Source organism: Bradyrhizobium sp. LTSP849 (assembly GCF_000938255.1).
In the GTDB taxonomy this organism is placed as follows: Bacteria; Pseudomonadota; Alphaproteobacteria; order Rhizobiales; family Xanthobacteraceae; genus Bradyrhizobium.
In genome coordinates this window covers 325,102-339,528 of sequence record NZ_JYMR01000045.1, presented here as the reverse complement: position 1 = coordinate 339,528, position 14,427 = coordinate 325,102, and the positions used below count along the sequence as shown (strand labels likewise).

Annotated in this window: 13 protein-coding genes and 1 tRNA gene; 2 read left to right on the top strand and 12 right to left on the bottom strand. The window is 64.4% G+C overall.

The window, feature by feature from the left end:
- Positions 1 to 50: 50 nt before the first annotated feature.
- From UB31_RS25985 to UB31_RS25945, 9 genes are all read right to left on the bottom strand, one after another.
- Positions 51 to 1,163, bottom strand: a complete 1,113-nt coding sequence (locus UB31_RS25985) for a tetratricopeptide repeat protein (protein ID WP_045012916.1) — start codon at positions 1,161 to 1,163, stop codon at positions 51 to 53.
- 120 nt (positions 1,164 to 1,283) lie between these two features.
- Positions 1,284 to 1,745, bottom strand: coding sequence for a PTS IIA-like nitrogen regulatory protein PtsN (ptsN, locus tag UB31_RS25980; RefSeq protein ID WP_045004831.1), 462 nt, complete (start codon positions 1,743 to 1,745; stop codon positions 1,284 to 1,286).
- Between the two features lie 242 nt (positions 1,746 to 1,987).
- Positions 1,988 to 2,599, bottom strand: a complete 612-nt coding sequence (gene hpf, locus UB31_RS25975; RefSeq protein ID WP_045012915.1) for a ribosome hibernation-promoting factor, HPF/YfiA family — start codon at positions 2,597 to 2,599, stop codon at positions 1,988 to 1,990.
- Between the two features lie 156 nt (positions 2,600 to 2,755).
- On the bottom strand, positions 2,756 to 4,369 hold the full coding sequence (gene rpoN / locus UB31_RS25970; RefSeq protein WP_045004827.1) for an RNA polymerase factor sigma-54: 1,614 nt from the start codon (positions 4,367 to 4,369) through the stop codon (positions 2,756 to 2,758).
- 91 nt (positions 4,370 to 4,460) lie between these two features.
- Positions 4,461 to 5,474, bottom strand: a complete 1,014-nt coding sequence (gene lptB, locus UB31_RS25965; protein ID WP_045004825.1) for an LPS export ABC transporter ATP-binding protein — start codon at positions 5,472 to 5,474, stop codon at positions 4,461 to 4,463.
- Between the two features lie 235 nt (positions 5,475 to 5,709).
- Positions 5,710 to 6,468: an LptA/OstA family protein gene (locus UB31_RS25960; protein ID WP_082078617.1), complete on the bottom strand. Its 759-nt coding sequence runs from the start codon at positions 6,466 to 6,468 to the stop codon at positions 5,710 to 5,712.
- Complete coding sequence (gene lptC, locus UB31_RS25955) at positions 6,465 to 7,193, bottom strand: LPS export ABC transporter periplasmic protein LptC (RefSeq protein ID WP_045012914.1); 729 nt, start codon at positions 7,191 to 7,193, stop codon at positions 6,465 to 6,467. The genes UB31_RS25960 and lptC overlap by 4 nt, the downstream gene beginning before the upstream one ends.
- A 153-nt stretch (positions 7,194 to 7,346) precedes the next feature.
- A complete protein-coding gene (locus tag UB31_RS25950; protein ID WP_045012913.1) occupies positions 7,347 to 7,961 on the bottom strand; it encodes a ribonuclease D in 615 nt (204 codons plus the stop codon).
- A 119-nt stretch (positions 7,962 to 8,080) separates the two neighbouring features.
- Positions 8,081 to 9,385 (bottom strand): UbiA family prenyltransferase, encoded by a 1,305-nt coding sequence (locus UB31_RS25945; RefSeq protein WP_050044831.1) that lies wholly within the window; start codon positions 9,383 to 9,385, stop codon positions 8,081 to 8,083.
- 305 nt (positions 9,386 to 9,690) lie between these two features.
- On the opposite strand from UB31_RS25945, the gene UB31_RS25940 reads away from it, so the two are divergent.
- Positions 9,691 to 10,962: an MFS transporter gene (locus UB31_RS25940; protein ID WP_045012912.1), complete on the top strand. Its 1,272-nt coding sequence runs from the start codon at positions 9,691 to 9,693 to the stop codon at positions 10,960 to 10,962.
- A gap of 118 nt (positions 10,963 to 11,080) precedes the next feature.
- On the opposite strand, the gene UB31_RS25935 is transcribed toward UB31_RS25940, so the two are convergent.
- A tRNA-Leu gene (locus tag UB31_RS25935) sits at positions 11,081 to 11,167 on the bottom strand.
- A gap of 148 nt (positions 11,168 to 11,315) precedes the next feature.
- Between UB31_RS25935 and UB31_RS25930 the strand changes: the two genes are divergently transcribed.
- A complete protein-coding gene (locus tag UB31_RS25930) occupies positions 11,316 to 12,281 on the top strand; it encodes a complex I NDUFA9 subunit family protein (protein WP_045012911.1) in 966 nt (321 codons plus the stop codon).
- A gap of 3 nt (positions 12,282 to 12,284) precedes the next feature.
- Here the strand turns inward: UB31_RS25930 and UB31_RS25925 are convergent, their stop codons facing one another.
- Both UB31_RS25925 and UB31_RS25920 read right to left on the bottom strand, forming a co-directional pair.
- Positions 12,285 to 13,025, bottom strand: coding sequence for an SDR family oxidoreductase (locus tag UB31_RS25925; RefSeq protein WP_045012910.1), 741 nt, complete (start codon positions 13,023 to 13,025; stop codon positions 12,285 to 12,287).
- Between the two features lie 3 nt (positions 13,026 to 13,028).
- On the bottom strand, positions 13,029 to 14,357 hold the full coding sequence (locus UB31_RS25920; protein WP_045012909.1) for an FAD-binding oxidoreductase: 1,329 nt from the start codon (positions 14,355 to 14,357) through the stop codon (positions 13,029 to 13,031).
- Positions 14,358 to 14,427: the final 70 nt, after the last annotated feature.

Below are 14,427 nucleotides of genomic sequence, written 5' to 3'. Positions count from 1 at the left end.
AAGGGCTCCTCGCAATGACGGAGTGCAAGGCTGCGCGCCCTGCTCTCGTGTCACTTCACAAAGCCAAGTCCTTCGCGCGCCGTGTCCACGGCCCATTTGTCGCTCAGTGGCAACGCGAGCACGCTGTTGAAGTCCGCGCGCGCATGTTTGGGGTCGGACATCATCATGTAGAGGAGGCCGCGGTTGACCAGCGCGAGCTGGCTATTCGAATCGAGCCGGATCGCCTCGTTGTAGTCGGCGAGCGCGCGATCGTGCTGTCCCGTGTCCCGAAACATACCGGCGCGACTGTTGTAGGCCTCCGAATTCCCCGGCTGTAATCGGATCACTTCGTCGAAATCGGCAAGGGCACGTTTGTCGTCGCCCTTCCCGTGCAGGACGACGGCGCGAACGAGATAGGCCTTCTCGAAAGACGGCATGATCCTGGTGACGTCATCCAGCTCCCGGATGGTGCTGTCGGCATCGTCCTTCTTCAGGAACACCATGGCCCGGCAATAGTGGCCACCAGCACTTCCGGGTTCCAGACGGACGGCGCTGTCGCAGTCGTCCAGAGCTGCATCGATCTCGCCCTTGTGGAGACGAATGGTGCTTCGCAGCTCGTAGGGCCAGGCGGCGGCCGGATTGCGCTGCATCGCCTCGCTGTAATCGGCGACGGCGTGATCGGTGTCGCCCTTCGCCGCATACACCTCTCCTCGCATGACGAGCGCACGGTAAGCCTGCTTGGGGCTACGTTCGATGGCCTCGGTGAAGCCGGCGATCGCGCGATCAAGATCGCGCCTGTTGAAATACTCCTCGGCGCGCGAGGTGTAAGACGGGCCGTAGCCGGGATCGAGGCGAATGGCCTCGTTGTAGTCGGCCAATGCGTGATCGTGATCGCCTTTTGCCGAATAGGCGCGCCCGCGACAGTTATAAGCGCGCCCGAAATTCGGATCGATCCGGATCGCAGCGCTACAGTCCTCGAAGGCCCGGTCCTTGTCCCGCTTCATGTACCAGGCTTCGCCACGCAGCTCGTAGGCAACCGCATTTGCCGGATCGGCCGCAATGATCTCGGTCTTTTCCGCGATGACGCGGTCGTTTGACGCCTCGTCAGCACGGGCCGCAGCCGTGACGGCTATAGTGACGGAGCAAAGCAGACCGAAAACCCGGCCCATCGAACCGCAAATCATGTCTCAAAATTCCTGCGCCGGAGCCGTGCCGGTCGCAGGTGGACATGGTGACGACACATCACAGCGCCCGGCTGCGAAATAAGTCGCAGACGGCGCGGCTTCGGTTCGAGCGAGTGAGGGTTACGCCGCGGTCGCCGGCGGCAGCGCCAGCACCGAATAGATCGCCTGGGCGTCGCGCGAGGCGCGGAGTTTCTTGGCGATGTCCTGGTCGCGCAGCAGGCGGGCGATGCGCGCCAGCGCCTTGAGATGGTCGGCACCGGCGCCTTCGGGCGCGAGCAGCAGGAAGACGAGATCGACCGGCTGGCCGTCCATCGCCTCGAAATCGATCGGACGATCGAGCCGGGCGAACAGGCCAAAGATCTTTTCCAGCTTGGGCAGCTTGCCGTGGGGAATGGCGACGCCGTAGCCGACCGCGGTGGTGCCGAGCTTCTCTCGCTGCAACAGCACCTCGAACACGGCGCGCTCGTTCTGGCCGGACAGCTCGGCGGCCCTGGCCGCGAGTTCCTGGAGCGCCTGCTTCTTGCTGTTGACCTTCAATGCCGGGAGAATCGCCTCGGGCGCGACCAGATCGGTAATCGGCATGGAAGTTTTCCGAGGTGAATTAAAACCGTCAGGTTCCGAATTGGCCAGCTTGGCGAGAAACCGAGCCGGGCCGGCGTCAAGAAGGTGAAGCAGGAAGCGGACTTAGCCCAAGTACTTAGCCCAAGTACCGGTCCTGATGTGGGGCGCTTCTACTCCAACGCAATCCCGGTGCCAACTCCCGCGTGCGGCTTTGCCACGGTCATTGTTAAGGGCTGCGGGTGCTACGGGGCCGGGTTCCGGCCCTAACCGCCCAGCTTGCCGTCCGCTTTGGCGCCCGGCGGGTCGATCCAGCCCACATTGCCGTCGGCCCGGCGGTAGATGATGTTCACCCGGCCCGAGGAGCCGTGCTGGAATACCAGGCAGGGCGCCCCGCTGAGGTCGAGTTCCATGACGGCTTCGCTGACCGACAGCATTTTGAGCGAGGTAGTTGCCTCCGCGATGATCACGGGGCTGTAGCCGGTGACCTCGTCCTCGTCATCACCCTCGCCCGGCGCCTCCAGCACGTAGCTGGTGGCGTCCATCGCGGCCAGCGCCGCGGAGGCCACATGGGCCTTGCGGGCCGAGCGGTCCTTGAGCCGGCTCTTGTAGCGCTTGAGCCGCTTCTCGATCATCACAAGCGCCTGGTCGGCGCTGGCATAGGCGTCTGCCGCATTCGAATCGGCCTCCAGCGTAATGCCGGAATCCAGATGCAGCGAACAGTCGGTGCGAAAGCCGAAGCCATCCTTGCTCAGCGTGATGTGGCCGGAATAATTCCCGTCGAAATATTTACGCAGGACCTCTTCGGTCCGGTTGGAAACACGGCCGCGCAGGGCCTCGCCGACGCTGACGCTCTTGCCCGAAATGCGGAGAGTCATGTGAACCTCGCTTGGTTAGGTTCTTGTCTGCGCCTGATCTGTTCGGAAAACCGCTGCACACTTTGCGCTAACGCGGCCCTCTGGGTCCGGATCATGCGCACGCATGGATCGGTCTCGATGGGAGATTGAGAGTAGCGCGATTTCGCGCCGGCGCAATCAGGCCGGCTCGGTGTTGCGGGAGCGATCGGACATTGCGGTGGAGAGGACGTTACCAAGAGCGCTCTGCTTGTCGCGACGGCGTTGCACCGAAGAAGGAATGCGCATGGCTTCGCGGTACTTCGCGACCGTGCGGCGGGCAATATCAATGCCCGAAACGCGCAACCGTTCCACGATGGTATCATCCGACAGGATCGCGGCAGGCGCTTCCGAATCGATCAGCTGCTTGATGTGGTGACGCACGGCTTCGGCGGAATGCGCCTCGCCGCCGTCGGCCGAGGCGATCGACGCCGTGAAGAAATATTTCAGCTCAAATGTACCGCGATTCGTCGCCATGTATTTGTTGGCGGTGACGCGCGACACCGTGGATTCATGCATCTGGATGGCGTCGGCCACAGCCTTCAGATTCAGCGGCCGCAGATGCGCCACGCCATGGGTGAAGAAGCCGTCCTGCTGGCGCACGATCTCGGTGGCGACCTTCAAAATGGTGCGGGCGCGCTGGTCGAGCGCACGCACCAGCCACGTCGCATTCTGGAGCGCGTCGGTGAAGTAGGACTTGTCGCCGTCCTTGCCGATCTTCTTCGAGAGCTGGGAATAATAGGTCTGGTTGACCAGCACGCGCGGCAAGGTGTCGCTGTTGAGCTCGACATGCCAGCCACCATCCGGACCCGGGCGGACATAGACGTCCGGCACCATGGTCTGAAGCCGCGCCGAGCCGAACTTCATGCCGGGCTTGGGATTGAGCCGGCGGATCTCGCCGATCATGTCGGCGATGTCCTCGTCGTCGACGCCGCAAACCTTGCGCAGACCTGCGATGTCGCGCTTGGCGAGCAGATCGAGGTGCTCGACCAAGGCCTGCATCGCCGGATCGTAGCGGTCGAGCTCGCGGAGCTGGATCGCCAGACATTCGCTCAAGTTGCGCGCGCAGACACCGGGCGGATCGAATTTTTGCAGCACGGCAAGAACGGCCTCGACGTCCGCTTGCGATGCGCCAAGCCGCTCGGCAGCCTGGCCGAGATCCGGCGGCACATAGCCGGCCTCATCGACGAGGTCGATCAAATACTGCCCGATCATCCGCTGCGCCGGGCCGGAGAAGGCGACCGAGAGCTGCTCGGCGAGATGGTCGCCGAGGGTCATTTCCGCGGCGACGAAGGCTTCGAGATTGTAGTCCTCGTCGCCGGAGGCGCCGCCGCCCCATTCGGTATAGGTGGTCGGCGCCGCATCCTGGGCGGTACGCGCGGCCGCCTCGGCCGGCTCCTCGGAGAAGACGTTGTCCAGGCCCGTGTCCAGGGTCTGTTCCATCTCGGCGCGGGTGCCGAGATCCTTGCTCATCCATTCTTCCTGGCCGGGCTCGAAGGCTTCGCCCGGACCGCCGCCCGGCTCGTCGTTATGGCCGCCGTCGGAATCGTTGAACTGGCCGGTTTCCGCCTGGGCTTCGCCCGCCGGCGGCTCGTCATTGGCCCGTTCCAGCAGGGGGTTACGCTCGAGTTCCTCCTCGACGAAGGTCGTGAGATCGAGATTGGACAATTGCAGCAGCTTGATCGCCTGCATCAACTGCGGCGTCATGACCAGCGACTGCGATTGCCGGAACTCTAATCTCTGCGTGAGCGCCATGAAGCAAGAACCGTTCCCAAAAAATTGGTCCGATTTTTGCTTATATTAGTCTGAGGCCGATGTACACGCCTTGACGAATTTGAAAAACGGGCTAGAGGCGGAATTCCTCGCCAAGGTAAAGCCGCCTGACATCCGGATCATTGACGATCTCATCCGGGCTGCCCTCGGTCAAGATTTCACCGGCATAGACGATATAGGCACGGTCGGTGAGGCCGAGCGTCTCACGGACATTGTGGTCGGTGATGAGCACGCCGATGCCGCGATTGGTGAGATGGCGGACGAGGTCCTGAATGTCGCCGACTGCGATCGGATCGATGCCGGCGAAGGGTTCGTCGAGCAGCATGTAGTTCGGACGCGTCGCCAGTGCGCGCGCGATCTCGACGCGGCGGCGTTCACCGCCGGATAGCGCAATTGACGGCGATTTACGCAGGCGGGTGATGTTGAATTCGTCGAGCAGCGAATCGAGCTGCTGCTCGCGCTTCTTGCGCGAGGGCTCGACCACTTCGAGCACGGCACGAATGTTCTGCTCGACGGTGAGGCCGCGGAAGATCGAGGCTTCCTGCGGCAGATAGCCGATGCCGAGCCGCGCGCGCTGGTACATCGGCAGCTTCGTGACATCGTGGCCGTCGAGCTCGATCGCGCCGCGATCGGGCTTGATCAGGCCGGTGATCATGTAGAACACGGTGGTCTTGCCGGCACCGTTCGGGCCGAGCAGGCCGACGGCTTCGCCGCGGCGCACATAGATGCTGACGCCACGCACGACCTGGCGGCTGCCAAAACTCTTTTCCACGCTATGCACAGCCAGGAAGCCCGGCCGCTTCAATAATTGCGGCCCGCCCGAGCCATTGGACTTCGCACTGGGCTTCGCATTGGTCCTGGCTTTGGCAGGCTCAGCCGCCGGCTGGCGCGGCCGCGGCGGTGCCTCGACGCCGTACGGGTCCGGCACGTGCGCCGGCTGCTCACGGGCGATCGGCGGGGCATCCCGCACCGGGCTGGCCAGCAGGCCCCCGACGCTGTCGGTGAGAGCGGTGATGTCCTGACGCGCAAATCCAGGCCGGCCGCGCTTGGCGGGGCGCCGACGGAACATGCTGAATAAATCGACCATCCCCGCCTGTCTCAAGCCTTCACGGTAGTCCTGCACCGTAGTCCTGCACGGGTGACCCCGCGATCCGCCGCCTCGGAGCGATTCGCCGACGCAGCATGAGTGAAAGGATGTCTCATGCCCAGTGAAACACCCTCGATTAGCGGCGGACCCCGCTTCGAAAGCCCGTTGCGGTAGATACAGTCTTGTCGCGCCGGCTTCAACCTCGCGGCCGGAAATTATTACATAACCTATTGATTTACTTAGGCTTACCCGGAATGAGCGAGGGCACCGCGGGGCCGGAGCCAGGGGTTGTGGGCGTCCCGCATTTGCCGCTCGAGCCGCCCTGGGACTGGATGAACAGGCCCTGCACTCTGCCGGCGTCGGATTCCACCCGCGAGACGCCGGTGGTCATGTCGACCAGGAGACGGTCGCCGCGCAGCACGTTCTGGCATTGCGTCAGGACCACCTGGCCGCCCGAGCCGCCGAGCATGGTGATGAGGTTGGTCTTGGTGTCGAACACGGCGGTGTCGCCGGTCACCACCTGATCCTTCTGGGTGACCACGACATTGCCGCGCGCCTCCAGCCGCTTGATCGAGGAGGCGCCGCCGGGTCCCGGCGTCGCCGACTGTATGGGAGCAGCCTTCGCGCCCTTTGCAGCATTGGGTTGGGCAGGTGCGGCTTGCGCAGGTGCGGCCGCCTTGTCGCTGCTCGATTCGTAGAACACCACCAGCGTCTTCGAGATCATGGTGGTGTCGCCCTGCACGACCTTCACATTGCCGGAGAAGGTCGCCTCCTTTTTCTTGTCGCGCATCTCGAGCGTGGCGGCGTCGATCTGGATCGGCTGGTCGCGGTTCTGCGAAAAACCCTGCATGGCATTGGGCACGCCCTGCGTCGTGCTCTGCGCGAACGCTGCACCCGTCGCGATCAGCGCGACGCCGACGACAAGCGCGGCGGCGCGGACGGCGGCGCGCCGCTTGTCCTGGTTGCGCGGGAAAAAATGGGCCATGAAAATCATTTTGAAATCGCAGACTTGTTCTTGGACTTCGGCGGCGGCGCCGGCGCAGGCTGCTCGACAGGCGCAGCTGCTGCATCATCCGTGCTGATCTTGTCCAGATGCATCACGACGTTGCCCTCAAAGCGAATGACATCGCCGCCTTCGGTAATGCGCAGCCGGTCGGCGGTGAGCGTGCCGTTGGTCAGCTTGACGTCGACATGTTCGTCCGAAGAGACCGTGCCCTTGGCCATGTCGACGAAGGCTGAGTTCAGCCGCGCCTCATAGCCGGTCGAGGTGCGCAGGAAGATATCCTTGTGCAGGTCGAGCTGCTGTTGCTTGTTGTCGAACCGGCCGGTGCGGGCATCGAGGAACAGGAGAGATTGATCCTCCATCAGGACTTTTGCGCGCAGATCCGCGAGATCGACATGATCGGGATCGGTGACGTCCTGCGTCGCGGTCTTGGCCCAGAGCTCATAGGGCCGCTGGTCCGGCGTGAAGCCGGACATATGCGGCGATTCCATCGTGATCTTGGTGCCTGTGACCACGAGGTTTCCGGAGTCGACCTTCACGGGAATCATGCTGAAGGGGTTGAGGAAGGTCGAGACGGCGACGATCGAGGCCATGGACAGGATCACGGTCACCGGCACCGCGATGCGCAGAATCCGCACCAGGCGGCTGTGGCGCGCCGCGCTGGCAAACTTCGCCGCAAGCGCGGCGTCGTAGGTTGAAAACTGGGCCGAGTTCACCGGTGCTCCAGGGACATCGCTTAGCTGGTCAGAACGCTCCAATCGAGGGCGCCCCATTGTACCCGCGACCTCAGGAATATGCAGCCCGCGACAGGCCGTTACGAAAGTGTCCGAAACGGGGCGATCGCCCTAGCCTAGCCGACGCTCGAAGGGTCAGGAATGCGCGAAAATGTCCTCTTCCTCCCAGCCCTGGAGGTCGAGCAGGGCACGGGTCGGCAGGAAGTCGAAACAGGCCTTGGCCAGCGCGGTGCGGCCCTCCCGGACCAGCATGGCGTCCAGCCGCTCGCGCAAGGCATGCAGATGCAGCACGTCGGAGGCGGCGTAGGCGAGCTGCGGCTCGGTCAGGCCATCGGCGCCCCAGTCGCTGGATTGCTGCTGCTTGGAGAGGTCGACATTGAGCACCTCGCGCACGAGGTCCTTGAGGCCATGGCGGTCGGTATAGGTGCGGGTCAGGCGGGAGGCGATCTTGGTGCAGTAGATCGGCCCGGTCATCACGCCGAAGGTCTGGTACAGCACCGCAACGTCGAACCGCGCGAAATGGAAGATTTTCGTGATGGCGGGATTGGCCAGCAGCGCCTTCAGGTTCGGCGCGTCGGTGTGCCCCTTCGGGATCTGCACCACGTCGGCGCTGCCGTCGCCGGGCGAGAGCTGCACCACGCAGAGCCGGTCGCGGTGCGGGTTCAGGCCCATGGTCTCGGTGTCGATCGCCACAGCTCCGGTGTAGCGGGTGAGATCAGGCAAATCGCCGCGGTGCAGGCGTACGGTCATGGCGTTTCAAACCCTCAATCGAATCGGTAGCGATTTCGTCATAGGTTAATCGGGATTGCCCGCGATGTATCCACTGCGGACGGGTCGCGCAAGCGCCGGATGCGCCCCGGCGGGCCCGGTCAGATCGCCGCCAGCATGATGCAGATCATCGCCGCCACGGTGGTGCGGCTGGCGCCGTCGCGGAAGGCGTAGATGATGGGATCGTCGGGCATCTCGCGGCGATGCGCAATCATGAGCGCACGGCCGAACCAGTAGAGCAGCAAGGGCGCCAGCAGCCACAGCAGCCAGGGACGGCTGTAGAGCGGCGTCACCGCGGAGGACGACAGATAGAGCGCGAACACCGTCACCGCATTCATGGCGCTCGCGGCGGCCATGGCGGCAATGATGTGCAGATCGGTGATGCGGTAGTCGCGATTGGAGGGATCGGCGAGGCCCGCGCCCTCGCGCATGCTGAGCTCGCTGAAGCGCTTGATCAGCGCCAGCGAGGTGAACACGAACAGCGAGAAGATCATCAGCCATTCCGACAGCATCACGCCGGTGGCAACGGCGCCGGCGCCGATGCGCAAGGAGTAGAGGCCGGCGAGCGTCACCACGTCGACCAGCATCTTGCGCTTGAGCACAAGCGAATAGGCGATGGTGGTGGCAAGATAGACCGCGAGCACGCCGAGGAAAGCTGTGGAGATGCAGAGGCTGGCGGCAACTGCGAAAGTCCACAGCACAGGGATCGCAAGCAGCGCCGACGAGATCGGCAAATCACCCGCCGCGAGCGCGCGATGGCGCTTGGTCGGATGCTGCCGGTCGGCTGCGAGATCGAGCAGGTCGTTCATCAGATAGGCGCCCGACGCACAGGCCGAGAACGCCAGGAACGCCAGCAGCGTGGTGCCGAGCGTCGCAACATTCATCTGATGCGCGGTGATAACAGGCACGAACACCAGCGTGTTCTTGGCGTATTGGTAGACGCGCAGCGCCTGCGCCCAAACCTTCAAGCTGGGGCGACTGCGGCTGCGCTCGCTGATGCGATCGACGGAGGCGCGATCCACGAGATCCGCCGGCGCTACGACGCCGTCGAAACCGAGATGCGCGGCGATCCCCGCGGCATGATCAGCGAAGCGATCCGCGACCAGAAAAATTGTCTCGCCCCGCGCCCGCGCCGCCAGCGCCTGGTTCAGCACATCGGTGTCATAGGGCAGATGGGAATAGTCGATCTCGGCCCGCGCCAGAATATCGGTGAGTGCGGCCATGCCCGGGCGTCCGCCCGCGCCGAAGCGGGCCAGCATGCGGCCGGGGCTGGAGAACAGCGCTTCCATCAGCAGTTCCGAGCGCAAGAGCGCGCCTTCGAGATCGATCACGAACGTGCGGGCAGGCGCTGGCGTGGCCTGCGGTGCGGCCTCACTCCGATCGTACTGCCTGACGGGCTGCTCCATCCGAAAACGCTCTGACTGACCGCAACACGACCGGCCCAAGGGTTGGGGAGGCCGGGAGCAGGAAAATGGACGGCCGCGAGCCTAGGGGGCATTCGCTAAGGGCGGCTTAATTCGGCTGGCAAAGGAGGGGGCTTCAGCGGCTGTCGGAAGGGGCCAACGCTTCTTTGTTCGTCAAGCTGTTGCACGGATCCCACAATCCGGCGCGAGCTCCGTATTCCAGAGCAACTTGCACCATGCGCACCGTGGAATTCGCGCCAACCGCCCCCATCTGTTGCAAGCTCCCCGTTGCCTGTGAATGAGATGTCATGACCGAACAGACGTTGGCTGCGCCTATCGACGATCAACAGGAACGCCAGCGCGGCTTTACGCGCTACCAGACGCTCCTCGTCGCGCTGCTCGCGTTCGCGCAGTTCACGATCATTCTCGATTTCATCATCATGTCGCCGCTCGGCGCCATCCTGATGCCCTCGCTCGACATCACGGCGGGGCAATTCGGCGTCGCGGTTTCGGCCTACGCGTTCAGCGCGGGAGCTTCAGGCATTCTGGCCGCCGGCTTTGCCGATCGCTTCGATCGCAAGCGCCTGCTGTTGTTCTTCTATGTCGGCTTCACGCTCGGCACCCTGCTCTGCGCCATGGCGCAGAACTACCACGTGCTGCTGCTCGGCAGGATCGTGACCGGACTATTCGGCGGCGTGATCGGCTCGGTCGTGCTCGCCATCACCACCGACCTGTTCCCGCTGCATTTGCGCGGCCGCGTGATGGGATTTGTCCAGACCGCGTTCGCCGCGAGCCAGGTGCTCGGCATTCCGGCTGGACTGTTTCTCGCCAATCGCTGGAACTGGCATGTCTGCTTCTTTGCGATCGTCGGTCTGTCAATCGCAGCGATCGGCATCATCGCCTTCGCCATGGAGCCGGTCGATGCGCATCTGAAACTGAAGCAGGACAAGAACCCTTTCCATCATCTGGTCGCGACCATCGGAGAGCCCCGCTACACGCTGGCCTTCGCCGTGACGACGCTGCTGGCGACCGGCGGCTACATGCTGATGCCGTTCTCCAGCGCCTTCACCGTGCACAATCTCGGCATCGACATCACGCATTTGCCGACGATCTATCTTGTCTCCGGCCTGTTCAGCATCGTCACGGGGCCGCTGGTCGGCAGGGCGAGCGACGCGTTCGGCAAATATCCAACCTTCGTGTTCGGCAGCGTCGTGTCCGTGATCATGGTGCTGATCTACACCCATCTCGGCCACGTCACGCTCGTGACCGCGATCACCGTCAACGTGCTGATGTTCGTCGGCATCTTCTCACGCATGATCCCGTCGCAGGCCCTGATGTCGGCGATCCCCGACGCGAGCCAGCGCGGCTCGTTCAGCGCGGTCAGCGCGTCACTCCAGCAGCTCTCCGGCGGGCTCGGCTCGATGCTCGCCGGCGCGATCATCGCGCAAGCGCCGGACGGGTCGCTGATCCATTTCGACCGGATCGGCTACGTCGTCGTCGCCTCGGCGATCGTCTCGCTGATCGCGATGTATTTTGTGCAGAAATCGGTGGCGGAGCGGGCTGGGAGGAGCGTGGTCTGAGGGCGGGCGGGCGGATTTGTCCCACCAAGGTACCTTCGCGACGGCGACGGCATGGATTGCCGCCCTGCTATCTCCACTGAGCGACAGCAGCCCTATTTTGCGTCGAAATTCTGCAAAATGGTGCCCAGGAAAGGACTCGAACCTTCACGGCCGTTAAGCCACTGGCACCTGAAGCCAGCGCGTCTACCAATTCCACCACCTGGGCATGCCGTTTGGGGCACGGAGGCGGTTACTACGGTTCGGTGACGCGGTTGTCAATTCAAGCGTGACCCAGGTTTGGGGATGCGGATTGCGCATCGCAAACTGGCCCGATACAAGCCTGATAAGACGCACTCTTCCGCAGGAATGGACCCATGGCATCGAATCTGGAAACTCTCGTCACGGTTTTCGGCGGATCGGGGTTTTTGGGCCGGAATGTCGTCCGCGCCCTGTGCCGGCGCGATTACCGGGTCCGGGTCGCGGTGCGGCGCCCGGAGCTGGCCGGCTTCCTCCAGCCCTCGGGCAAGGTCGGGCAGGTCCACACCATTCAGGCCAATCTGCGCTACCCGGCGTCGGTCGAGGCGGCGGTGCGTGATTCGGATGTCGTGATCAATCTGGTCGGCATCCTCACTGAGGGCGGCGCGCAGAGCTTTGACGCCGTCCAGGCCAAGGGCGCCGAGACCGTCGCCAAGGCGGCCGCCGCTGCCGGCGCGCGCATGATCCATGTCTCGGCGATCGGCGCCGACGCGGAATCGCCCTCGCGCTATGCCAAGGCCAAGGCGGCCGGCGAAGCCGCCGTGACGGCTGCGGTGCCGTCGGCCACGATCTTCCGTCCGTCGGTGATGTTCGGTCCTGAGGACCAGTTCACCAACCGTTTTGCGTCGCTGGCGCGGATGTCGCCGGTGCTGCCGCTGATCGGCGGCGCCACGAAGATGCAGCCGGTCTATGTCGGCGATGTCGCCACTGCGATTGCGGATGCCGTCGACGGCAAGGCCAAGGCGGGCGCCACCTACGAGCTCGGCGGGCCGGAAGTGCTGACCATGCGCGAGATCATCGAGGCCATCCTGGCCATCGCCGATCGCAAGCCGGCGCTGATCTCGCTGCCGTTCGGGCTGGCCCGCTTCCAGGCCAACTTCCTGCAATTCGCGCCCGGCGCGCTGAAGCTGACGCCGGACCAGGTCACGCTGCTCGAGCGCGACAATGTCGTCTCGGACGCGGCGAAGGCGGCCGGCCTGACGCTGGAAGGCCTCGGCATCCCAGCCGATTCGCTGGAAGCGATCGCCCCGCAATATCTCTGGCGCTTTCGCGCGGCCGGCCAGTTCCAGCGCAAGAGCGCGTGAGCCTCAGAACTTCAGCTTCTTGAACACCGCTTCCGGCAGCGCCTTGATGATGAACATCACGAGGCGCCATTTGCCGCTGACATAGACGACGTCGGTCTTCTTCTCCACGGCCTGAAGGATCGCGTCGCCGACCACCGGCGCCTCGACGGTGAGCGGGCCGATCAGCTTCATGCCTTCCGTCATTTTCGTTCGGACGAAGCCGGGCTTGACGGTGACGACATGCACGCCGCCGCGGCTGGCGCGGCCGCGCAGGCCGGACAGGAACGCGGAGAAGCCCGCCTTGGCCGAGCCGTAGATATAGTTCGAGGACCGCCCGCGATCGCCCGCGACCGAGGACACGCCGACGATGGTGCCGTTGCCGCGCGCCAGGAATTTTTCGGCGAACAGGCCGAGGATCAGCGATGGCCCTTCGTAGTTCGAGCGCATGATCGTCGTGGCGTGCGCGAGATCGCTCTCCGCCTGATCCTGCACACCCAGCAATCCGACGATCGAGATGACGACGTCAGGCAATGCCGGAAGGCCGCCGACAAAGCTGTCGAACGAAGCCGTATCGAGCACGTCGAACTTCAGCGTGCTCACCTCGATGTTGTAGCGGGCGTGCAGATCGGCGGCGTCGGGCTCGAGTGCAGCGGCGTCGCGCCCGGCGAGTCCGACATCGTATCCTGCTTTCGCAAAGGCGCGCGCGGCGGCGCGGCCGATATCGGAGGAGCCACCGAGCACCAATACAGTCTTGCGCGACGTCATGGCTTAAACCTCATCAAATAAACGCTGCGAAAGCTTTGAGCGGATGTGTCCTGCGGGATCGAGCGATTTTCGGATCGCGTTGAAGCGTTGCAGGGCGGGATAGCCGGCCTCGAAAGTCGCACGCGACTGGCGCGCGTCTTTGGCGAGATAGAGCCGCCCGCCGGCGGCGACGACCAGGCGGTCGATCTCGTCGAGGAAATTCAGGATGTCGCCCTTCACGGGGAAATCCAGCGCCAGCGTGTAGCCGGGCAGCGGGAACGACAGGATGCCGTCGCCCTGGCCGAGCTTCTTCAGCACTGCGAGGAACGAGGCATCGCCGCGCTTCGAGACGCGGTCGAGGATATCGGCGAGCACGTCGCGCGCGCCGGCTTCCGGAAGCACGCATTGATGCTGGAGGAAGCCGCGCCGTCCATAGATGCGATTCCAGGCACCGACGCTGTCGAGCGGAAAGAAATACGGATAGAGCGAGACCACGTGGCTGCCGCCGGCGCGCCGCGCGCCCATGCGGTAGTAGAGCTCGTTGAAGGCGCGGATGCTGTAGCGGTTCAGCGTGATCGACGGGAGATCGACGGGCACGGCGAGCCCGGGATTCTTGCCCGCGGGAAAACGATCGGCACCGTCGACAAGCTCGTCTGTGCGCGCGTGCTCACCGAGATAGATCAGCGCGCGGCCGAGGTCGTTGCCGCGCGCAGCGCAATCGATCCATGCCACCGAATAAGTCGCGGAATCGCCGGCGTCGAGCGCACGCATCGCGGCATCGAGATCGGACGCGGAGATCACCCGCTCGCGGATCCAGCCGGTCTCGACCCGCCGCAGCCGCATCGTCGCTTCGAGAATGACCCCGGTGAGGCCCATGCCGCCGATGGTCGCGAAGAACGCATCCGAATTCTGCTCGCGCGAGACCTCGATGGTGTCGCCCTGCCCGGTGCGCAGCAGGATGCTGTCGACGTAACGGCCGAAGCCACCCTCGCAATGATGGTTCTTGCCATGCACGTCGGCGGCAATCGCGCCGCCGACCGACACGAACCGCGTGCCGGGAACGACGAAGGGCAGGAATCCGCGCGGGCCAAAGGTATCGATCAGGTCCGACAGCAGCACGCCGGCTTCGAGACGGAGACGCCCGGTTGCCGGATCGAACGACCTGACCCGGTCGAAACCCGTCATCGCGACGGTCCGGCTGGCTCCGATCGCGGCGTCGCCATAGGCGCGGCCATTACCGCGCGCCACAGCGCCGGCCGTGCCGACGGCTTCGCCCACCGCCTCGAACGACCGCGGCCGCAGCAGTTCGCTATCGACGACCGGGAAGCGTCCCCAGCCGCTGACGAGGGTCATCGTTCAGCTCCGTTGCGAGGCGCGCGCCGCCCCGCTCTGGAAACTGCCTACCGGTCAAAAGCTTATATTA